Here is a 22,599-nt window from a genome sequence, read left to right as displayed (position 1 = left end):
TAAATCTATAAGATCACCGCGCCCAAAGGGAGATTTTCTAGGGATGTTTTTTGCACCATCTCGTTTGAAAATAACTCAGCAGGGTAATGGATGATATGGAAATGAAATACATTGTCCATCAAAGGAGATATTTTCAATGAAAAAAATCACGCTGCTTGCTACCCTCATGATCGTCGCCCTGCTGAGCTTTATCACATCGGCGAGTGCAGTCGGAACGGATAAGGAATATACACCGGTTCCTCCGAGCGAGGACACAGTGACAGTCTTGATTTCTACAATACAGAATGAAAACGGGCAACTGAGCATTCAGGCCGACCCGATTGAATGGTATGAAGGCGCCGCAGCCGACCAGAAATTCCTGGAACGCGAAAAGGATGCCGCTGAGGAATTGGGCGGAGCACCTGACGGTTATTACATTGTGAATGATGACAATACGCTGCAAACGTATGAAGTTGCGCCAAACGCCCAAGTGCTGATGCAGATCTATGATCATGACGGAACCTACGAAGGCATGGACATCCAGTGGAACGAAGCCGTATCGCTGGATAAATATCTGGCTATCATGCATAACGACAAGCTGATGGACATGAAGACCTTCCCGTATCATTTAATCATTCAGGACGGCAAAGTAGTTAAAATCGTGCAGCAGTATATCCCTTAAGGCAAGCACGTAAAATGTAAAATCCAGTACTTCTCAGGTACTGGGTTTTTTCGGTTTGGGCGGCTTTCCATAGAAAAGATCCAACCCATGAGGGCTGGATCGGATTGTTTATGGATGAAATCCCAGGGTTGGATAATTACAAGCAGCAGCGGCATTACAGATGTGATCCGCCGCTTGCATCGATGAGCTGGCCGGTGACCCAGCGGCTGTCGGGTGAGGCAAGAAAAGCAGCGATATCCGCGATATCCTGCGGCTGACCCCATCGTCCAAAGATCGAGAATTCGGCACCGAACTGCCTTCCTTCCGGGCTTTGCAGGGTAGCGGCATTCATGTCCGTTTCAACAAACCCGGGGAGAATCGCGTTGATGGTTATGCCTCGCGGTGCCAGTTGATTGGCCAGGGCCAGCGTCAGGACATTGATTGCGCCTTTCGTCATGCTGTAAGCAGGAAGAGCGGGGAGCGATATTCTGGTAGTAGCGGATGACAGATTAACGATGCGCCCTTCGTCCCGAAGACGGGGCAGAGCTTGCTGGATTAGAAAAAATGGGGCTTTGACGTTGACGGCCATGATTTCATCAAAGGCCTGTTCTGTCGTCTCCTCGATGGTAGCGGAGAGAGCCATCCCCGCATTATTGACCAAAATATCAAAATGGCGATTTCCTGTCCGTTCTTGCAGCAGCGTATCCAGTGAGTCGAACAGCTGCTCGATATGACTTGTCGAACCAAGCTCCGCTCCTACGGCGAACGCAGCTCCGCCGCGCTGCTTGATCTCCTGCACGACCGCTTCGCCCGCGGCACGGTTTCTTCCATAATGAACGGCTACGAGAGCCCCTTCTTCTGCCAAGCGCAGCGAGATGGAACGTCCTATTCCACGGCTTCCGCCGGTTACGAATGCTGTTTTACCGGTTAACTTGCCCATACCTTCAACTCCCTTTGGTTTTAACAGTTGCGCACCTGTTTGAGACAGTTATATCATAGGTGGAATATCGAAATGTTGCTTTCTAATTCCAGCGGTTATAGAGGTCCTAGGCTGCAGGGGAGGAAATGTAAAGGGTCATATGCGATAATGAAGCTATGATTTGAAAATGAACGAGCGACGGGGGAAACTATGAATTCGATCCGCAGATTTGTCCTATTCGGCTTGCTAGAAGCACGCTCTTGTATCTTTCCGGCCGTCATCTTCTTGACGCTGGCTGCATCGAAGCTGTTCCATATTTCTGGACTGCCAAGGTATGATTTCATTCTATTGATATGCGTTCTGGCTCAGGTGCTGATGCTGGTGTTCAAATTGGAAACGTGGGATGAGTTTAAGGTCATCTGCATGTTCCACGTCATCGGACTGGTGCTGGAGTTATATAAAGTACATATGGGTTCATGGGCGTATCCGGAGGATGGTTGGAGCAAAATTGGCGGTGTACCTTTATACAGTGGTTTTATGTATGCGAGCGTAGCCAGCTATATCTGCCAGGCTTGGCGGAATATGAACTTGCGTATCCGGAACTGGCCGCATGCCGTGTGGACGGTCAGCATTAGTATTTTGATCTATCTGAATTTCTTTACCCATCATTATCTGTGGGATTTGCGCTGGTGGCTAACGCTACTGCTGTTCATTATCTTTTTCAAAACGTTCGTGTACTTCGACGTCGGGGGCAAAACCTATCGGATGCCGCTCGTGCTGTCCTTTTTTTTGATCGGATTCTTCATCTGGGTGGCAGAGAACATATCGACCTTCTTTGGCGCTTGGCAGTATCCGGACCAGGAGCATGCTTGGAGAATCGTGCATATCAGCAAGATCAGCTCCTGGTTCCTGCTCGTGGTCATTAGCATCATTATCGTGGCGCAGCTGAAAAAAGTGAAGGAAACGGAGCAGACGGAGGATGCGAATGCCGGAGTGAAGCAGCAGTTCAAATAGATTGAAACAACCCAGTACCTTATCGGTACTGGGTTGTTTTTTTGGAATAGGGAAATGAACGCGCTACAGCAGACTCTCTGCTTGCTGTTGATTCCGGTATTCATAGGGGGTGCAGCCGGTTTCCTGCTTGAACAGCTTGGAGAAATAGGAATAATTAGAATAACCGGTTTTGCTGGAAATGGCGTTAACCGACATATTCGTCGTTTTTAACAGCTGCTTCGCAATGCCGATGCGTGCCTCTATGATATAAGTTCCCAGGGAGATGCCGGTTTCCTTTTTGAAGAGACGCGCAAGGTAATCCGGGTTCAAATAGACGATTTCCGCCAAACTGGTTCTCGTGAGATCGTTCCCGTAATGCCGACCGATATATTGCTGGATTTCCTCCACGACGGACCTTGGCTGCTCGGCAAAATCCCGGTATCTTGTCGCCGTATTCACCAGATAAGTCAGGTATTTCTCCATATCCTCCATGGAATTCAGCGATTGCATAAACAATTGATCATTCATTTTTCCTGTATATAGCTTGTGCACCTGAATTTCTTTGTTTTTGAGAAAAGAATAGACAAGCTGAACCAAATCAAGCCGGAACAAACGGAGCAGCGATGCATTCATGGACTGATGGTTCAACAGACTGTGCAGATAGCGATGGGTTTCATCCAAAAAAGCCGAAGAATTGGCTTGGTTCAGCAGCTCCTCCAGAAGGGTCAGGTTGGGAGGAGTATAATCGGCTTCTTGATACTGGGTCTTTTCGAGCCAAAAGATCTGATTGCGGCTGTTGATCATCTCCTCATTCATATGGATCAACTGGCGAATGACCGGGTGAACGGCCGGCAAGGCAGAAGCCGTCGCAATGTTGCAGCACGCATCGCATCTGAGGAACCGATTGGCTTTTTCAATAAATGAAGAGCATAACTCTTCCATTCGGTGCGATTCCGGGGAAGCATCCCACTTCAGCATGGCGATCCAGTTGTAATCCTTGTACTCCAGGATCGTTTCAATGGAATAGCGGGGGCTCTGGAACAGCTCGTAGAGTACATTCAAAAGCGCGTAATCAAACAAATCCTTATCTTCCTTACCCAGACTGGTGTCATACGGGAATACCTTGATCAACACCGGTTGGAATGAATCCGAGATCTGGTAAGACAGATTCTGATCGGCAATGGCATGAGCGATGACGGCTGGATCCGATGGGAAGGTTTTGCCGGTCATCAGCTTGCGCCAAAAATGCTCGACGATTTTATCTTGGTTCTTTTTCCACAGATAGCCTTCCGCGATAGCCTTCTCGATGTGCTGCTCCGCACTCGCCTTGGACACCGCCTTACGGATAATCAAGGTCAGTTTATCGAACTCGATCGGCTTAAGAAAATAATCAAAGCTCTGCAGCTCGATGGCCTTCTGGGCATAATTGAAATCCGCATAATTGGTCAGGAAGATGGTCTGAACGCTGTATTCCTCCTCCCGTATCCAGGCCAGCAGCTCGAGTCCGTTTCCTTGGGGCATTTCGATATCGCAAATGAGAATATGCACGGGATGCTGCTGCAAAATGTCCCGTGCCTGGGAAACATTATAAGCGGTAAATATATTTTCAATAGAGAGCGCCTTCCAATCAATTTTCTTTTCAAGCGCTGTCACGACAAAATAGTCGTCATCGACCAGCAAAACATTCATTATGAGGTCTCCTTTCACAATGATTCCGGCGGATGAAATGGGAAAATGAGAGTCACGCAAGCGCCGCCTTCCTCGCGGTTGCCGAAACGGATTTCCGCCTTCCGGCGGTAAAGGAGTTCCAGCCGCTGCAGGGTGTTCATGATGCCGATATGGTTGCCATCGCTTTGATCGAGCGGGTGTCCACTAACCAGCTTCTCCAGGATGGAAGGAGCAAAACCGGGTCCACTATCGGATATCCGGATGACGGCCATGTCTTCATGATGTTCGATCAACCGGCTGACCGAGAGGGATATCTGAACTTCGCTTACCCGGGAAACGGCGTATTTGACTGCATTTTCGATAAAAGTCTGCAATACCAGCGGAGGAATATGGATATCCTGCGTGTCTATCAGCTCTTCGATCTGATATCTAAATGCATTCCGGTACCGGTGCTGTTGAATGTCCAGAAATACCCGGACATGGTCGATTTCATCCTTCAACCGGACAAAATTCTGGCCGTTCTGAAAGATGTACCTGAAGTACTTGGACGTAGACAAGGTCATATGTTCAATCTCCTTGTACATCTGCATTTGAGCCATACTGTAGATGTTTGTGAGGCAGTTCAAAAAGAAGTGGGGCTTGATTTGGAGCTTCATGTAGTCAAGCTGAATCCGCTGCTTATCCAGTTCCTTTTCGTAGATGTCGATTTTGAACCTTTTAATCTGCTCGATCAAAATTTTGAACTGAAGGTTGGCGTCTTCGAGCTCTATGAGTTTGCTGCTTTCGAAATCCGGATCCCTGCCGCCCTCGCTCAGTTGGGCCAGATTATCGGAGAATGACTGGATGGGTTTCAGCACGCGTTTATTAAAGTAGAGCATCACGACGCACAACGTTAGGGCAATGATCAGCGCGAGCAGTATAATGAGCAGCTGGGCCACCATGATCTTCTCGAATGTACCGAACCGGATAATCATCTGTACGCGGAATGATGCATTGGAAAATTGCCTGCTCACCGTTGTTTGCGATTGGACGAGGCTGGGGAGGGCAGGTTTGAAGGTGTTTTGTTGAAGCTGTTTTTCCCGGGCTCCGATGGGGGTGGAGATGCTTTCCCGTTTTTCATTGATCAGCGATACGGAGCCGTTTTCTCCCAAATTAATGGCCCTCAGCGGCCGGATTAACTCATCCGCCGAGATTAAGCAGATCAGATAACTGTCGTTATAAGGGACGATGTTAATGATGAAATATTTATTCTTTACGTGGATGGGAGTCCACTCGGAATAAAACCTCTCATAGATATTTTTATCTTGAGTGTAAGAGATCACCTGCTTTTTGAGTTCGAGGTAATCGGGATATTGGATGCTTAATGGAGCACAGTTCAAAAAGAAGTCCTTATTCTTAATGTAGAAGAAAAAATTGTACCCCTGACCGTAATTTTTCTGGAGCTCCGTAAAACGCTGGTGCAGTTGAGTATTCGACTTGAGGAATTCAGTGGAAGCGGTTTGGGATTTATCCATGGTTTTCATAATCTCATCGTTGGCCAAGGTCCAGCCCATGTAATGGTTGATATACGCAAAATCATGGTTGATCCGGTTGATGTACAGGTCGGCAGTATCCCTCAAATATCTTGTAGACTGCTGTTTGACGATGGATATGGATGCATAGCTAATGATAAAATCCAATATCAGTGCCGTGAACAAAATGAAGAGCATAATGTTGACGTAGTGTTTTACGGGATAGGGTTTCCCCGTCTTTTTGGGCAGCAGCCTCATAAGAATCCTCTCTCATCTCTTCCTATAGAAAATAATGTATGCGCTTTAATTGTTATTATATAGAACCTGCATCCATAACAACATGTGTGAATCTATGTATTTTCCCGAAAGTCCGGATAGTGACAATCAAAAGTCCGGATTATGGCAGTTTTCTTCGGGAGATACCAAGCTTTCGGATGAGAGAGTCCGGATAATGCCGTGACGAAGTCCGAATATGCCCTGCACGAGCAGATATAATGAGAATTGTTTAGAGCGGCAGATGAAAAAGAGAAAGGGGGAGTCTGTTTGAGAGCAAGTCAAACGGGTGGTTCGATGCAGCGGACGCTTGGGCGGATCAGCCGGAATTGGGGACTTTATGTGCTGCTGCTGCCGGCTTTCGTGCTGCTCGTGCTGTTCGCCTATAAGCCGATGTACGGCGTCGTGATCGCATTCAAGGATTACAGTCCGGCTTTAGGCATTACGGGGAGCCCTTGGGCGGGATTCAAGTACTTCGAAAAGTTTTTTCATTCCTATCAATTTACGATAACAATCAAAAATACGCTGATTATCAGTCTGTACAGTATCGTCACTTTTCCGATTCCGATCATGCTGGCGCTTATGGTGAATCAGATGCGGGTCAATCGGTTCAAACGCGTATTCCAGACCATAACCTACATGCCTCACTTTATTTCCACGGTCGTCATGGTGGGGTTGATGCTGATCCTGTTTTCGCCGGGCAGCGGCCTGATCGGGAATATCTATCGTTTGTTCGGTGCGGAGGCTCCGAATCTGATGGGCTCGGCCGGTTGGTTCAGCAGCGTGTATGTGTGGTCGGATGTGTGGCAGCATGCCGGATGGGACAGCATCATTTTCATTGCGGCCTTGTCTGCGGTCGATCCGAGCCTCTATGAAGCGGCGACGGTGGATGGAGCGAGCCGGTGGCAAAAAATCCGATACATCGATATTCCGATGCTGGTGCCGACGGCGGTTACCTTGTTCATTCTCCGGATGGGCGGATTGCTTGGCGTCGGGTTTGAAAAAGTGTATCTGATGCAAAACAATCTGAACATATCCTCCAGCGAAGTCATTTCAACCTACGTGTACAAAATCGGCCTGCTGAGCAGCCAGTACAGCTTTTCCTCGGCCATTAATCTTTTCAACACCCTGATTAACTTTGTATTGCTTATCCTGGTGAATCAAATTTCGAAAAAACTCAGCGACAACAGTTTATGGTAGCGGGAAGGAGGCCTGAAAACAAGTGATGGAAGCTGTGACGAATACCGCGGCAGGTAAGATCAATAACAGGGCATCCGACCGTGTTCTCGAAGTCGTGATGTATATCGCTGCCGTGCTGCTGCTCCTCATTCTCGTGTATCCGCTGTATTTTATCGTGATTGCCTCCTTCAGCGATCCTTCCGCCGTTGGCAACGGACAGGTGTGGCTGTTCCCGAAAGGCTTCACGATAGACGGATATAAAGAGCTGCTAAAGCATGAAAATATTTGGATCGGGTACCGAAATACGATTTTGTATACGGTCGTTGGAACCCTGATCGGTTTGGTCGTCAACGTGTCGGCAGCTTACGCGCTGTCGAGAAAGGATTTGGTCGGCCGCCGGTTCATATCGCTGTTTTTCATCTTTACGATGTTCTTCAGCGGGGGACTGATTCCCATCTTCCTGACCATCCGCGATTTTCATATGTACAACACGTTTTTGGTAATGGTGCTGCCGTTCTCGGTCGTGGTGTACGACATCATCGTGGCGAGAACCTTTTTCCAGACGAGCATTCCGAGCGATTTGTGGGAGGCGGCCCAGATTGATGGATGCGGCAACCTCCGGTATTACGCCCTCGTCGTTCTGCCGCTCTCCAAGGCCATCATCGCCGTACTTGGGTTATGGATCGCCGTCGGCTATTGGAATTCCTATTTTAACGCCTTGATTTATTTGAAAAATCCGAATCTGTATCCGCTGCAGCTGATTCTGAGGAATATTCTGATCACGAATCAAATGCAGTCCAGCCTCGGCAGCGGCGAAGCAGCCAATATCGCTTTGCGGCTTGCCAATATGATGCGTTACTCCGTTATCATCGTGTCCACGATCCCGATCATGTGCGTTTATCCATTCTTGCAAAAGTATTTTAACCAGGGGGTGATGATCGGAGCGGTCAAGGAGTGAGCCGGTTAGGACGAGAATCAATAATAGGGGGAATCTGGGAATGAGTAAAAGAAGAGTTGGCAGATTGTTGGTCACGCTCGGCGTAATCTCTACGCTTCTGGTAGGGATGACGGCATGCAGCGGCAGTAAAGAAGAAGGCAAAGCAGCCACCGATACCGATGGGTCATTCAACAAGACGGGCCTTCCCATCGTGAAAGAGCCGATTACGCTGAACGTACTCACCGTCCGCTGGGGCAATATGGGCGATACCTTCACGAAAAATACATGGCTGCAAAATCTGGAAAAAGACACGAACATCAAAATCAATTGGCAGGTCATGTCCTCCAATGATTGGGCCGAGCAAAAATCGATCATGCTGGCCAGCGGCACGCTGCCGGATGTCGTACTTGGCGATATCGCCTTTTCTGACTCGGATATCGTCAATAACATCAGCTCGTTCCGTCCGCTCGACGATTATATCGATCAGTACATGCCGAATTTGAAGGCCGCGATGAAAGAATCGCCTGAGCTGAAGAAGCTGAGCACGTTCCCGGACGGAAAAATGTATTCGCTACCGGCACGGCTTCCTTCCCGGCCGGTAACCCAGAATGAGCCGGTCATCAACAAGGCGTGGCTTGATAAGCTGGGACTCAAGGTACCTGAAACGCTCGACGATCTCTACAATGTGCTGAAGGCCTTCAAGGAAAACGACCCGAACGGCAACGGCAAAAAGGATGAGATTCCTTACAGCGGTTCCGGCGATATCAGTATGGATTTGCTCAATCCTTTCGGAATCACGGATCTGAATGCCACGAGCATGATGATTAAGGACGGCAAGCCGGTTTATTATCCAACCTCGAACGAATACAAAGAAGCGATCAAATGGGCTCATAAATTATTCTCGGAAGGTCTGATCGACCAGGAGCTGTTCACGCAGGATAATACGATGCTGACCGCCAAGCAGCAGAATCCGGATGTCGCCCTGGTAGGGTTCACCCATCAGTGGACGCCGGATGCCGTGTTCGGCAAGTGGAAGGATCAGTATGAGACGATTCCTACGATTTCCGGACCTGACGGCAAACGTTATCAGGTAGGCGATCCGAACGGACTTAGTTACAGACGCAACGAGCTCCTGATCACGACGTCCTGCAAAAATCCTGAAGTCGTAGCCCGGTGGGCAGACCAGTTCTATACCAATGAAGCCAGCATCCAGAATTTCTGGGGCGCGATCGACACGGTTATCAAGAAAAATGATGACGGCACGTATACCCTGATGAATCCGCCAGCAGGCACCAGCGCGGATGCCTGGTACTGGGACAGCTCCCTTCGCGACTTCGGTCCGAAGTATGTAAGCCCAAGTTTTGAGAAAAACATTGTCCTGGATCCGGCCAATGGCGACGGATTGAAACTTGAAATCGATAAACTGGGCAAAGATTATGTAACGACGCCTTTCCCGAACGTGATGTACACCGCAGAAGAATTCCAGGAGCTGCCGACGCTTACGACCGATATCGATACTTACGTAAGAACCAACCGCGCGCAGTGGATTACCAAAGGCGGTATTGACGAGCAGTGGGATGCCTATGTGAAAAAGCTAAATGAAATGGGACTCGATAAGCTGGTGAAAATCCGTACGGATGCGTATGACCGTTACAATAACGTCAAATAGCAAATAGCCGCCCAATGGGACGGCTAACAGGATCAATGGAATATGCAATAGAGGAACAGCCGGATTCATTCGCTGCTGCTGCCTGCCGCTCCGGCCGAAACGATCATCGTTTCGGCCGGAGCTTTTTTAAGATCCCCTTATTTTAAAAAATCCCCATACTGAGATAGCGTTCGCCCGTGTCCGGGGCGATGCAGAGCACCCGTTTGCCCGGACCGAGGCGCCGGGCTACCTGCAGTGCGGTCCACACGGCTGCGCCGGAGGAAGGTCCGACCAAAATGCCTTCTTCTCTTGCAAGACTGCGCGTGGTCTCAATCGCATCCTCGTCGCTCACCTGAAAAATTTCATCATATACGTTCGTGTTGAGGATCGGCGGGATAAACCCTGGGCTCGTACCGACAAGCTTATGAGGCCCTGGCTGTCCCCCGGACAAAACCGGAGAGCCTTTGGGTTCGGCCACATAGATGCCGATGCCCGGAATGTTCTCCTTCAATACCTCACCAGTACCGGTGATGGTGCCGCCCGTTCCTGCCGTCGCCACGAAAGCATCCAGCCGGCCTTCCATTTGCTCGATAATTTCCAGCGCCGTCGTGCGCCGATGGATGTCAGGATTGGCCTTATTTTCGAATTGCTGCGGAATGAAGCTGTTCGGAATCTCTTGGCTCAGCTCCTCGGCCTTGCGGATGGCTCCAGGCATACGTTCAGCCGCTGGCGTCAGGACGACCTCTGCTCCATAGGCTTTGAGAATATTGATTCGTTCCTTGGTCATATTGTCCGGCATAATCATGATGGCCCGGTAACCTTTGGCTGCCGCGTTCATGGCCAGACCAATGCCGGTGTTGCCGCTGGTAGGTTCGATGATCGTGGAACCGGGCTTCAGCAGCCCATCCTTTTCAGCTTGTGCGATCAGATTGAAGGCCGCGCGGTCCTTCACACTTCCGCTAGGATTATAGTATTCCAGCTTCACGTATACCTCGGCATCTTCCGCACTCGTTAGGCGGTGGAGCCGTACGGCTGGCGTTTGACCAATAAGCTCAGTTATATTTTGTACCACTTTGGGTTGTGTCATGGCTATATAAACGCTCCTTTATGATGTTATATCATACTAAAACGATAGACTTATCCGTTTATTATAGTTCCTCCCGGCAGAATGCACAATTCGGACACTTTATATTGCCGAATGGCCGCGTGTTTTACCCGCATTAGACCTTTTACCCGGGAGGACGAAGAACAATAGATACATGATGGTGAAGATGAACAGGGCGATGCCTTCTTCAGCCAGCAGATATACTGGGTAGGGACCGAGAAAGTCCAGGATGGAGGCGGTGGAAGGCTTATGCATCAGAAACATATAATTGGCACCCAATTCATAATCCGCGATTCCGACAAGCAAGGCGGCAATATTCAAGAATATCATCGTCAGTCCGATGGATTTCCACGTCGGTCTGTAATTTTCGATCCAGGTCATGTACAGAGAGGCAAGAATGATCAGAATATGTGCCGCAAAAAATTGATAGAATCGGATGTGCGGAAAGGCATATGCGAGATTGGGCGTGATCAGAGCCTGCAAAGCACCGCCAATTCCCGCGAAGAACAGAATGCCATACAGCAGGCGGCTTTTGGTCAACAGCATTGCGATCGATAGCAGCAGCGTCAGACTGCAAAGCTCCAAAGGCAGCGTGTAACGGGGGCTACAAGCCCCTTTCGAGATATTCCAGATATCGAGAATGGCTTCGGAACCTGCCAGCAGGCCGGCTAAGGCGTAGCGGACGATCGACTTGCCACGCGGGTTATGTTGAAGAAAGCCCTTGAATGCATAGAGAAGGAGTGAAGTAATGACGAGCAGCAGGAGCGCGAGAAGATGCGAAGAAGAGAACAGGACAAACGGTTCACTCATGAACATAACTCTCCCTAAAAAGTTTATATTACCATGATATCCATATCATGGTTGAACGCAAGCGGGGATTTTGAGCCTCGCAATCAATCAAAACTTACGTCAAAGATAAGTGGAAAGCGGTGATGGGCTGTGATTTTGGTGTTAAGGCACAAGATTCCACCGCCATTGAAATATGGATGGTCAACATAACGTAGGAAGAGTCGGATGTGAAGACAGCGGGCTTTTTTTATGATGTCAGAATTAGATTATCCGTTAGCCGCTTCAAAACCAGGGATTTCTTCCGCGAATTTCGGGTTTTCTGATCGATTTGGGCTGTGGAGGGTTAAAGGGTATTATAAGGAATAAAGTTATTGGTAGAAAATAGTTGGTCATACTATGAGATGATGGGGACGATTGCCATTGAAGTCTGCAATTGTGGATGAGAAACATGTATTAGTCGGCCTTACGGGCTGGGGAGATCATGACGATATATATCCTAAAGGAACCAAAACAGGGGACAAGCTGAAGGTTTACAGCAACCGTTTTCCGATCGTGGAGCTCGACAGCTCCTTTTATGCGGTTCCTTCACCGGAAAGGATGCACAAATGGTGCGATCAAACGCCAGATTCCTTTGGATTCATCGTGAAAGCGTATCAAGGCATGACGGGTCATGCCCGCGGCAAGATTCCTTATCCGGATACGAAGTCCATGTTTCGAGCATTTCGGGAGTCTGTAGAGGAAATGGAGAAGGCAGGCAAGCTCAGAGCCGCTCTGTTTCAGTACCCGCCGTGGTTTGATTGCAACCGGAAGCATGTTGAGATGCTGCGCCGTACACGGGAATGGATGGACGGATTCCCGCTGGCGCTTGAATTTCGACATCAAAGCTGGTTCGAGGGGGAGATGAAGGACAAGACGCTGGGATTTATGAGGGAAGAAGGCTGGATTCATTCCATTTGTGATGAACCGCAGGCTGGTGAAGGATCCATTCCGACGATTCTTGAGCCGACCCGTGATGATGTTACGCTCGTGCGTCTGCATGGACGAAATGCTGCAGGTTGGCATTCAAGCGGACAACCCAATTGGCGGGAAGTTCGATACTTGTATCGCTACAATGAGCGAGAACTTTTGGAATGGAAAGAAAATATAAACAAATTACTCAAATCGACGCAAAACTGCTGGGTGGTATTTAATAACAATTCCGGGGGAGATGCAGCTGCCAATGCCATGGAGCTGATGGAATCGCTTGGTTTGGAACTTCCGGAGATGGAGGAGCCGCCGGACCAATTGTCCCTTTTTGAAGAATAGAACGGAGCTTGTAAGGATTGCCATATGTAAATGGAGCGTAAATTGCGTTATTGTCCTGATTGATCTGTTTTTTAGATCATAACTATATTAAATGGTTATTTCAGGTATGGAGAGGTTTTGTTTATAATAGAAATTGAGCCGCTTACATTTTTCCGTAATGGCTTATAAGAATCATGTTTTCAGATTTCCGTCCAACGCATAGAAGAATGGTTCGATGATTAACTCATTCTATATGACTATTAAAAAATCAAGGCGGAGGTATCACTTTAGCGATGATAACCAATAAGAATGACACACAAACGCAGGGAGCCTGGGAATCTTACTACGGCCCCAACCTGGGATATGTTCAGGAACAATATGAACGGTATGTAAAGGATCCTGAGTCTGTAGATGAAACGTTCCGCAAGGTGTTTCAGATGTGGGGGGCTCCTCCAATCGCACCGACAGCGCTCGCGCCGGTAAGCACAGCGTCCGGCAGCATGTCTTTGGACAGCAACATGCTGAAAAAAGGCGTAGACGCCGGCAAGCTGGTATGGAACATCCGTGCTTACGGACATCTGGCAGCAGACATCGATCCGCTCGGCATCATTCCTAAGCCGGACACACGCGTGCTTGAGCCTGAACAATACGGACTGAGTCAGTCCGATCTGACGGCTTTCCCTGCATCCCTGATCTGGGATGGGGCGCCTGAGAATGTTAGAACCGGTTGGGAAGCGATCCAGAAGCTGCGTCAAACATATACAGGAACGATTGCCTTTGAATTCAGCCACGTGCATGACACTGAAGAGCGCGTATGGCTGAACCGTCATGTCGAAAGCGGCATTTTCCCTACTCCTTTGAGCGAGACGGAGAGAGTAAACCTGCTTGAAAGATTGATCGAAGTTGAACAGTTCGAGGAATTCCTGCACCGTACCTTCGTAGGGCAAAAACGTTTCTCTATTGAAGGCAACGATGTGCTGGTACCAATGCTCGACGAAATGGTGCGCATCATGTCCGACGAAGGCGCGGAGCATATCTTGATGGGTATGGCTCACCGTGGCCGTTTGAACGTTCTGGCACATGTACTGGGCAAACCTTACGATAAGATTTTCTCTGAATTCCATCATTCGCCGAACAAGAAACTGTTCCCTTCCGAAGGTTCTATGGGCATTAATTTCGGCTGGACCGGCGACGTTAAATACCATTTGGGCGCAAAACGCGTTCTTAAGGATGGCAGTGTGGTACAGACACGGATTACGCTTGCGAATAACCCGAGTCACCTTGAATTTGTCAATCCGGTTGTTGAAGGCTTTGCCCGCGCGGCTCAGGAAAACCGCAACCAGCCTGGCTACCCAGAGCAGGATGTGAATAAGGCCGCAACGGTTCTGATCCACGGTGACTCTGCGTTCCCTGGCGAAGGCATTGTAGCGGAAACGCTGAACTTCAATAAGCTTCCAGGTTTCCAAAACGGAGGCACAATCCATATCATTGCCAACAACAACATCGGTTTCACGACTGAGAGCCGGGATTCCCGTTCGACTCATTATGCCAGTGACTTGGCGAAGGGCTACGAAATTCCGATCGTCCATGTGAACGCAGATGACCCTGAGGCATGTATCTCGGCTATCCGTCTTGCGAGCGAATACCGCAACAAATTCAAGAAGGACTTCCTGATCGATCTCGTTGGTTACCGCCGTTACGGGCATAATGAAACGGATGATCCGGATACAACCCAGCCGCTCATTTACGACAAAGTGAAGAGCCATCCTCGCGTTGTCCGCATCTATTCGGATGTGCTGAACCAAAAAGGCGTGGTTAATAAAGAACAGGCGGATCAAATGATCCAGCAGGTTCAGAACCGCATGAAAGATGCATACGACAACATCAAGGATCTGGAGCAGGAGCCTGCGAATTCGCATCAGCAAACGCCTGCCGAAGACCGGATCAAGGCACTTAAGACTGCCGTACCGATGAATACGCTCCGCGAGATCAATGCGGATCTGCTGAAGCGTCCGGCTGATTTCAATGTCTATCCGAAGCTGCAGCGCATTCTGGAACGCCGCGAATCTGCACTGAACGAAGGCGAGAAGGTAGACTGGAGTCTTGCGGAAACATTGGCATTCGCCAGCATCGTTGCTGACGGTAAGCCGATTCGGATCACAGGCCAGGATGCCGAGCGCGCGACGTTTGCACATCGTAACCTGGTATTGCATGATACGAAGAACGGTTCGACGTTCTGCCCGATTCATGAGCTGCCGCAGGCGAAGGCGTCCTTTGCAATCTATAACAGTCCGTTGTCCGAGGCTTCCGTACTCGGATTCGAATACGGCTATAATGTATATTCCCCGGAAACGCTTGTCATCTGGGAAGCACAATTTGGTGATTTTGCCAACTGCGCGCAGGTCATCACCGACCAATTCATTTCGGCAGGACGCTCGAAATGGGGACAAAAATCGAGTCTGGTTATGCTCCTGCCGCATGGTTACGAAGGACAGGGACCTGAGCACTCCAGCGCTCGTCTGGAACGTTTCCTGCAGCTTGGCGGCGAAGAGAACTTTACCGTTGTCAATCTGACGAGCGCAGCCCAGTACTTCCATTTGCTCCGCCGTCAGGCCGCATTGACCGAGAGCGAAGATGCCCGTCCGCTGATCGTGATGTCGCCGAAGAGCCTCATCCGCAACACACGCGTTGCGTCGAACGGTCAAGAGCTCAGCGAAGGATACTTCAAGCGTGTCCTGGAACAACCGGGACTCGGCGAGCATCCTGAACAAGTGGAACGTCTGGTTCTCTGCAGCGGCAAAATTGCAGTGGAGATTGAAGAAGCACTCGATAAAGAAGAAGGAGGGAAAGATTGGCTGCATATCATTCGCGTGGAGCAGCTGTATCCGTTCCCTGAACAAGAAATCAGCGAGATTATCGCTCGCTATACGAATCTGAAAGAAATTCTCTGGGTGCAGGAAGAACCGGAAAATATGGGTGCTTGGCGTTACATCGAGCCTCATCTCCGGAAAGTTGCGCCGCAAGGAACGCCTGTTAATTACAACGGCCGTCCTGAACGTTCGAGTACTGCAAGCGGCTTCCAACAAGTACACAGCTTTGAACAACAACAAATCGTATCTACAGCATTGAACCAAAAATCTATTAAGCATAATATCGCACTGGGGAGGTAGCAAGCAGTGAGCGAAATTACAGTACCGGCAATGGGTGAATCCATCACAGAAGGAACGATTTTTAAATGGCATGTTAAAGAAGGGGAAGCAGTGAACCAGGGGGATGTCCTCCTGGAGCTGGAAACGGACAAAGTCAACCTTGAAATCAGTGCCGAAGAATCGGGTGTAGTTGAAAAGATTTTGAGAAACGAAGGCGACACCGTACAAATTGGTGAAGTGATCGGAAGACTTTCGGCTGGCGGCGAAGCGGCTGCGGCTGCTCCAAGTGCACCGGCAAAAGAAGAACCGAAGGCACAGGAAAAAGCAGCTCCGGCACCAGCGGCTCCAAGTGCACCTGCACCGGCTGAAGCAGGGGACTCTTACCTGGCAGCATCGCCGGCAGCACGCAAGCTTGCACGTGAACAAGGCATTGATCTGGAACAAGTAAACCGCGATCCTAAGGGCCGCATTTTCCAAGACAACGTGAAGAACCACACGGAAGCACCAGCTCCGCGTCCTTCGGCGCCTGCTCCAGCAGCGGCACCTGCAGAAGTGAGCCAGCCAGGAAAACCTGCTGAGCGCACTCGCATGTCCCGCCGCCGGGCTACGATTGCCAAACGTCTGGTTGAAGCACAGCACACCGCTGCGATGCTGACCACGTTCAATGAAGTGGATATGACCGCGATCATGGATGTTCGTAAACGCCGTAAGGATGCATTCAAAGAAAAGCATGAGATCGGACTGGGCTTCATGTCCTTCTTTACGAAGGCTGTAGTTGGCGCCTTGAAGAAATTCCCTCATCTGAATGCTGAGATCGACGGTGAAGATATCATCGTGAAGAAATACTATGATATCGGTATCGCCGTATCCGCGAAGGAAGGTCTTGTCGTTCCGGTCGTTCGTGATGCGGACCGTCTGGGCTTTGCGGAGATTGAGAAGGAAATTGCTTCGCTGGCTTCGAAAGCACGCAACAATTCCCTGGCACTGTCTGAGCTTCAAGGAGGCACTTTCACGATTACAAACGGGGGTACATTCGGTTCGCTGATGTCCACGCCAATCCTGAACGCGCCTCAAGTAGGTATTCTCGGCATGCATAAAATCCAGCTTCGTCCGGTTGCGATTGACGCAGAACGTTCGGAGAACCGTCCGATGATGTATATCGCCTTGTCTTATGACCACCGAATCGTGGATGGCAGCGAAGCCGTTCGCTTCCTTGTGACGGTTAAGGAACTCTTGGAAGATCCGGAATCGTTGTTGCTTGAAGGTTAATACTTGACCATAGATTCTAATCGAAATATCCGGACCGCATGCTGCGGTCCGGATATTTTTTCGTGAAACCATGGATTCGTTGACTTTTCCTAGATTCTGTCTTATGCTTATCATATACCCTATGGGGTATGTTATAAGTGATTAAATACGATGAATCGAATAGGAAAAGGGGATTGCTGCACGATGAATTCTTCAACCATTATTTATATTGTACTGGCTCTCTTTGTCATATGGATGCTATATCGTATGTTCGCGCCTGTGAAAGGGCTTGTGCAGCTGCGGGACGAGCCGTTCCGCAAGAAGTTGGACGAGTCCAGGCATAAGCGATTGATTGATGTGCGCGAGGCTCACGAATTCAAATCCGGGCACATCCCGGGTGCGATAAATATCCCTCTTTCCCAGATCGGAAGTCGTGCTTCTGAAATATCCAAGGGCGACGACGTGTTTTTGTACTGCCAGAGCGGCATGCGCAGTAAGCAGGCAGCTAAAATCCTACTCAAAAGCGGTTATCCTGAAGTGAACAACTTGATGGGCGGGATATCTTCCTGGACAGGGAAGCGGATACGTTAAAATTTGCTGTGATATCAATCGACTGCCTGTTGTACCTCAGTCCATGAAATTAAAAGAGACATTCCGTAAGCCCTCCAGAGGGTTACGGGATGTCTTTTTTTGATAGCAAAATAAGTTGTGTTATTCTTGCATTACTGTCCGTTGCTATTCGTATCCATGTCAGGCTGCATTAGCTGGTCAGCCGGGATATTCGGGTCATGCCAATTGGCAATGAGCTTATGAATATATTCGACATCTTCTTGATCCGGATCGTAATACCAAATGGAATCGCGCATGGCTCCTTTGCCTTTGAGCATATAATTGCTGAAGGTCGGCATGCTGCCTTCGTAGAAGGATTTCGCCAGATCAATCATAAACGTGGAGTTCATGTTCGTTTTAAAATTGCTCCCGGCGACTTTGATCAGATCCGGAATTTTCGTTAAGTTCTTGATTTCTAGTGCTCTGGCCATAACGGCATCGATCAGAACCCGGTGTCTCATCGTCCGGTTAAAATCGGAATCCTCGCGGTATCTGGCATAACTCAGTGCATCTTCACCGTTGTATATCGGCTTGTTGGGCTCGATCCGCAGTTTTTCGTGAATCTTCTGCTTGTTTTCAATAACATTGGTAATCGGTAGATGCACTCCGCCAAGCTTATCGACTACATCCTTCAAACCTTGAAAGTTAATGGTGGCGTAAAAATCGACGTTGTTGCCTACCAGATTCTCTACCGTATCGACGCTTCGTTTGATTCCACCACGGGCATAGGCGGCGTTAATCTTGCTTTTTTTATTTTCTTCGGCAATCTCGGTGTATGTATCTCGCGGGATGGAGATGAGCAGAATCTTCCCGTCCTCCGGGCGTACGACAGAGTAGATGATGGTATCGGAACGTCCGGGCTCATTTTTTCGCTCATCGGTTCCTAGCAGGAGGATGGAGAACGGGTCTTGAATCTTCTCAGGCTTGACCTCCTCATCGATTTTCTCGTACGATTGATCCAAAGTTTCGGTTACGCTATCCTTCATTAAGGTGTCAAAAGCGAGCAGCGCAGCTTGCTTCCGGAATATGTATCCGGTGCCTGCGATGAGAAGGAGGCATACAAGTGTAATAAGCAGCCAGGTACCTTTGCGTTTCTTTTTCTTCTTTTTGCGGGGGCGGGTAAGCCTTTGCGGCTCTTGATTTTCCATCTAGATCTCCTGTCAGGTTCGTCGTGGTCAAGCTATTCGCGGTTCATCCTACTTGTGACTGTAATCATTTTCCTTTTTTACAGTTCAATTTATTAAACCATTTTATAGTATTCTCTTAAATAAAATCAACACATAGAGTCACGTATTTCGTCAGCAATCGTGATGTTTCAACATCAACACAGCAAAAAAAGACGACTACAGGGCCGCCTTTTCAAATGGGGTTGAAATGGATTATATAATAAGTATAGTTGTTGATTTCGTATCAGACAGGGGTTTTCTGGCGCTCGTTCAACCGTTCCAGCTTACGGATAATTTCCTTTTGCCATCGAATATCCTTAAGCTGCTTCGCGAGATTCAATAGATCCAAATAATCGTCAATCCGCATTTCTGCGCATTGCGCTGATGTGTTCACCATGCTCGTCGACTCCTTAACCGTTGGTGTAAATTGCTTTTATGAGAATCATTGTATCATAAACTCATTCTCAATGATAATCTTTCTCAATAAAATAACAAATTTTTTTGGAGAGGAACATGTATACGATGGAAACGACGCTGAAATGGCTGAACTGGGCCAAACAGATCCAGGGAATCTCTCAAACAGGGCTGGCTTATACCAAGGATGTTTATGACAAGGAACGATACGAGCAGCTTCGCGCGCTCAGTGTGGAGATTATGCGGCAATACACGGATGTGGAGACCGGCAAGCTGGTCGAGCTTTTTGCGGGCGAATACGGTTATGCCACACCTAAAGTGGATATCCGCGGCGTAGTCGTGTCGGATGGCCGTATTTTATTGGTACGAGAGAAAGAGGAAGGGGAATGGTCATTGCCTGGAGGCTGGGCAGATCTGCTGCTGTCGCCATCTGATATCGCGGTAAAGGAGGTCTTGGAGGAGTCGGGGTTTGAGGTGAAGGCGCTGCGTCTGCTGGCCGTGATGGACAACCACAAGCATAATCCGCCTGCCCCTTACCATGCTTACAAAATGTTTATTCACTGTGAAATTACCGGAGGAGCGGCGCAGGAGGGAGTCGAAACCAGCGGGGTAGAGTTTTTCGGAGAAGATGAATTGCCCCAATTATCCCGAGACCGAAATACGGAGGAGCAGATTAAACTCATGTTTGCCCTGCTGAGGAATCCGGAGCGTATTCCGGTTATGGATTGAAACCTTGTACATGGACAAACTGCTGCGAATGCGGCAGTTTTTCTTATGTAACTGGGATATGCCGACTCCTCGCCTATAAGTTGATAGAAATTAAATGTTGGACGGATGATGGCAGGTTTTGTAGTATTGTAGCTGCTGTTCATTATTTTACTGCTGAGCATTGTACCGGAGGTGTGTCACCATGTTGTCTACGTTTGTCCATACCATATATCAAGTGTTTCTCCCTATATCTTTGCCTGTGATCGGCGGAGCACTCATTAAACGTTTTAAAAAAATCGAAACCAAGCCGCTTTCCACGTTGTCTCTGTATTTGCTCAGTCCGGCTCTTATTTTTGAGACGCTGATGCACGCGGACATTTCATCCGGCGATGTGACTCAAACGGTATTGTTCACCGTGTTGAATATGCTCCTGCTATGGGGGCTTGCGGCCGGTCTTGGCAAAATGCTGTCCCTCCCCGCGGCGGAGCGCTCCGGTCTGACCCTGGTCGCCCTCTTCACCAACTGCGTGAATTACGGTTTGCCGCTTGTCCTGCTGGCCTTCGGTCAGGCCGGAATGGATAAGGCATCCGTGTATGTCATCTTGCAGATTATCATTGTGAATACCATAGGGGTATACTTTGCTGCACGCTCGCATTTTTCCATGAGACAGGCTGCCTTGTCCATTTTCAAACTGCCTTCGGTTTATGCGGCCGTGCTGGCTGTCATTCTCCGCTCGGGCGGGATAACCCTGCCGGAGGGCTTGGAGCAGGGAGTATCGATGGTGTCGGGAGCCTATTCCTCTGTCGCTTTGTTCATTTTGGGTGCACAGATGGTGAGCGTGAATGTTGGGGGAGGAGCCAAGGCGATTTATACTGCTACATCGCAAAAGGCTTTCTATGCAGGCATGTCGCTCCGGCTCATTCTTTCCCCGCTGGCATCGCTGCTGTTGCTCTTTATCCTGGGCGTGGAGGGGACTCTTTTCAACGTTATCCTGATTCTCAGCTCCATGCCGGCGGCCGTGAATGCGGTCATTCTTGCCGAACAGTTTGACGCCGCTCCGAAGATTGTGACCCGCTGCATTCTCTGGACGACGCTGGCTTCCTTCATTCTCCTGCCGCTCATGATTGGGTGGCTTTCCTGAGTACGTTACCGCTGGCTTAGCGTATACTCGGGATTCGTGAAATGAATGGTATTTTCCAAGCCCGAGGTTTGATAGATTCGGTTGTCTTCCGTGATGAAAAAGGCCTCGACGCCCGGCTGCTCTTCTATATACTTCAGTCCTCCATCCAGGCCCATCATAAAGACGGCGGTAGAAAGCGCATCAGCATCTGTTGCTGTATCGGAGATGATGGTTACGCTTTTGAGCCCGCTATGGCTTGGATAGCCTGTCCGCGGGTCCAGGATATGATGATATTTGACGCCGTTTTCCACGAAAAAGCGTTCATATACGCCGGAAGAGTCGATCGTTTTGTTGATGATTTGGACATTGCCAAGCGAAGTGCCCCGGCTTTGGTCGGGGTCCTGCAGGCCGATGTTCCAGCTATGGCCGCCGGGCTTGCTTCCCATAGCGATAATGCTGCTTCCTCCAAGATTGACTATCGCGCTGTCTACCTGCTGCGCCCTTAGATAATCAGCGACCCGGTCGGCTGCATACCCCTTGCCGATTCCCCCCAGATCCAGCGCCATTCCCGGACGGGTCAGCTTGATCGACCGTTCTTGCGGATTCATGAGCACATCCTTATACCCGATCAGGCTAATCGCCTCGTCGAGCTCAGGCTTGGACGGGACATGGGCTCCTTCATTGCCGATATTCCAGAGGCTGACCAGAGGTCCGATCGTCGGATCGTATAAGCCGCCGGATGCGGCGGCATACTCCAGAGCCTTTTTCACCACGTCAAAGGTATCCTGCGATACCTGTACGGCTTCGTTGCCAGCAGCTTGATTGATACGGTAGACTTCGCTGCCCTCAAGCGTTCGGCTGAGCGCATGATCCATGTTTTCGAGCAGATGTTTAATATCTTCCAGCTGCTGAGGCTTGGCATGTTCTCCGTACAGCTTCACATTCACAACGGTATCGAAAATAATATAAGTCTCTGATATGGCTTCTGCTGGCTTCGCTTCGGCTTTGGCGTGTTGTTCTTTCCCGGATAAAAAGGGCAGGCTGTCCCGGGCAAAGACGGCAGCACCGCCAGCTGCGATGAGCACCAAGACAAACATTCCTGCAAGCCATTTTCTTTTCATCTTCGTTCCCCCCTAAATTCTGCTGAAGGAATGATTATTCCTAATAACATCTTACTTGGGGGCAGGGGGGACCGCTGTGCCATTCCTCATTCCAAGCATTAAATTTAAATTTTCATCC

Annotated in this window: 19 protein-coding genes; 11 read left to right on the top strand and 8 right to left on the bottom strand. The window is 49.3% G+C overall.

What is annotated here, in order from left to right; genetic code table 11:
- The first annotated feature begins 136 nt into the window (after positions 1-136).
- Positions 137-661 carry a hypothetical protein gene (locus GRF59_RS11505; protein WP_160497685.1) on the top strand — a complete coding sequence of 175 codons (525 nt, stop codon included), beginning with the start codon at positions 137-139 and terminating at the stop codon, positions 659-661.
- A gap of 154 nt (positions 662-815) precedes the next feature.
- Here the strand turns inward: GRF59_RS11505 and GRF59_RS11500 are convergent, their stop codons facing one another.
- A complete protein-coding gene (locus GRF59_RS11500; protein WP_160497684.1) occupies positions 816-1,580 on the bottom strand; it encodes an SDR family oxidoreductase in 765 nt (254 codons plus the stop codon).
- Between the two features lie 189 nt (positions 1,581-1,769).
- Here GRF59_RS11500 and GRF59_RS11495 point away from each other — a divergent pair, with 189 nt between their 5' ends.
- Positions 1,770-2,573 carry a DUF817 domain-containing protein gene (locus GRF59_RS11495; RefSeq protein ID WP_160497683.1) on the top strand — a complete coding sequence of 268 codons (804 nt, stop codon included), beginning with the start codon at positions 1,770-1,772 and terminating at the stop codon, positions 2,571-2,573.
- Positions 2,574-2,636: 63 nt separating this feature from the next.
- Here GRF59_RS11495 and GRF59_RS11490 read toward each other — a convergent pair whose 3' ends face one another.
- Together GRF59_RS11490 and GRF59_RS11485 are read right to left on the bottom strand one after the other, a co-directional pair.
- Entirely contained in the window at positions 2,637-4,241 is a 1,605-nt protein-coding gene (locus GRF59_RS11490; protein WP_160497682.1) for a response regulator transcription factor, read from the bottom strand.
- Between the two features lie 14 nt (positions 4,242-4,255).
- Complete coding sequence (locus GRF59_RS11485; RefSeq protein WP_160497681.1) at positions 4,256-5,989, bottom strand: cache domain-containing sensor histidine kinase; 1,734 nt, start codon at positions 5,987-5,989, stop codon at positions 4,256-4,258.
- Between the two features lie 312 nt (positions 5,990-6,301).
- Here GRF59_RS11485 and GRF59_RS11480 point away from each other — a divergent pair, with 312 nt between their 5' ends.
- Genes GRF59_RS11480 through GRF59_RS11470 form a run of 3 tightly spaced genes read left to right on the top strand, consistent with a single transcriptional unit; the run spans position 6,302 to position 9,789 of the window.
- A complete protein-coding gene (locus GRF59_RS11480; RefSeq protein ID WP_160498242.1) occupies positions 6,302-7,204 on the top strand; it encodes an ABC transporter permease in 903 nt (300 codons plus the stop codon).
- Between the two features lie 25 nt (positions 7,205-7,229).
- Positions 7,230-8,141, top strand: coding sequence for a carbohydrate ABC transporter permease (locus tag GRF59_RS11475; RefSeq protein WP_160498241.1), 912 nt, complete (start codon positions 7,230-7,232; stop codon positions 8,139-8,141).
- Between the two features lie 40 nt (positions 8,142-8,181).
- A complete protein-coding gene (locus tag GRF59_RS11470) occupies positions 8,182-9,789 on the top strand; it encodes an extracellular solute-binding protein (RefSeq protein WP_160497680.1) in 1,608 nt (535 codons plus the stop codon).
- A gap of 142 nt (positions 9,790-9,931) precedes the next feature.
- Here GRF59_RS11470 and cysK read toward each other — a convergent pair whose 3' ends face one another.
- The gene (gene cysK, locus GRF59_RS11465) at positions 9,932-10,855 is read right to left on the bottom strand and encodes a cysteine synthase A (RefSeq protein ID WP_160497679.1); all 924 of its coding nucleotides are present in this window, start codon (positions 10,853-10,855) and stop codon (positions 9,932-9,934) included.
- Between the two features lie 99 nt (positions 10,856-10,954).
- The gene (locus tag GRF59_RS11460) at positions 10,955-11,689 is read right to left on the bottom strand and encodes a YwaF family protein (protein WP_160497678.1); all 735 of its coding nucleotides are present in this window, start codon (positions 11,687-11,689) and stop codon (positions 10,955-10,957) included.
- 393 nt (positions 11,690-12,082) lie between these two features.
- Here GRF59_RS11460 and GRF59_RS11455 point away from each other — a divergent pair, with 393 nt between their 5' ends.
- From GRF59_RS11455 to GRF59_RS11440, 4 genes are all read left to right on the top strand, one after another.
- Positions 12,083-12,967, top strand: coding sequence for a DUF72 domain-containing protein (locus tag GRF59_RS11455; protein ID WP_423802936.1), 885 nt, complete (start codon positions 12,083-12,085; stop codon positions 12,965-12,967).
- 272 nt (positions 12,968-13,239) lie between these two features.
- A complete protein-coding gene (locus tag GRF59_RS11450) occupies positions 13,240-16,116 on the top strand; it encodes a 2-oxoglutarate dehydrogenase E1 component (protein ID WP_160497676.1) in 2,877 nt (958 codons plus the stop codon).
- 6 nt (positions 16,117-16,122) lie between these two features.
- The gene (odhB, locus tag GRF59_RS11445) at positions 16,123-17,364 is read left to right on the top strand and encodes a 2-oxoglutarate dehydrogenase complex dihydrolipoyllysine-residue succinyltransferase (RefSeq protein ID WP_160497675.1); all 1,242 of its coding nucleotides are present in this window, start codon (positions 16,123-16,125) and stop codon (positions 17,362-17,364) included.
- Between the two features lie 183 nt (positions 17,365-17,547).
- The gene (locus tag GRF59_RS11440; RefSeq protein WP_160497674.1) at positions 17,548-17,934 is read left to right on the top strand and encodes a rhodanese-like domain-containing protein; all 387 of its coding nucleotides are present in this window, start codon (positions 17,548-17,550) and stop codon (positions 17,932-17,934) included.
- 131 nt (positions 17,935-18,065) lie between these two features.
- On the opposite strand, the gene GRF59_RS11435 is transcribed toward GRF59_RS11440, so the two are convergent.
- Complete coding sequence (locus GRF59_RS11435) at positions 18,066-19,100, bottom strand: LCP family protein (RefSeq protein ID WP_160497673.1); 1,035 nt, start codon at positions 19,098-19,100, stop codon at positions 18,066-18,068.
- A gap of 262 nt (positions 19,101-19,362) precedes the next feature.
- Positions 19,363-19,515: a hypothetical protein gene (locus tag GRF59_RS29385; protein WP_202128543.1), complete on the bottom strand. Its 153-nt coding sequence runs from the start codon at positions 19,513-19,515 to the stop codon at positions 19,363-19,365.
- Between the two features lie 116 nt (positions 19,516-19,631).
- On the opposite strand from GRF59_RS29385, the gene GRF59_RS11430 reads away from it, so the two are divergent.
- Together GRF59_RS11430 and GRF59_RS11425 are read left to right on the top strand one after the other, a co-directional pair.
- A complete protein-coding gene (locus GRF59_RS11430; RefSeq protein WP_237391717.1) occupies positions 19,632-20,261 on the top strand; it encodes an NUDIX hydrolase in 630 nt (209 codons plus the stop codon).
- Between the two features lie 181 nt (positions 20,262-20,442).
- Entirely contained in the window at positions 20,443-21,381 is a 939-nt protein-coding gene (locus GRF59_RS11425; RefSeq protein WP_160497672.1) for an AEC family transporter, read from the top strand.
- A gap of 5 nt (positions 21,382-21,386) precedes the next feature.
- On the opposite strand, the gene GRF59_RS11420 is transcribed toward GRF59_RS11425, so the two are convergent.
- Positions 21,387-22,481, bottom strand: a complete 1,095-nt coding sequence (locus GRF59_RS11420) for an FAD:protein FMN transferase (protein ID WP_237391716.1) — start codon at positions 22,479-22,481, stop codon at positions 21,387-21,389.
- Positions 22,482-22,599: the final 118 nt, after the last annotated feature.

The organism is Paenibacillus dendrobii (genome assembly GCF_009807035.1).
Classification (GTDB): Bacteria; Bacillota; Bacilli; order Paenibacillales; family Paenibacillaceae; genus Paenibacillus_AQ; species Paenibacillus_AQ dendrobii.
The sequence above is the reverse complement of the archived record's forward strand: the minus strand, read 5'-3'. Positions and strand labels throughout refer to the sequence as shown.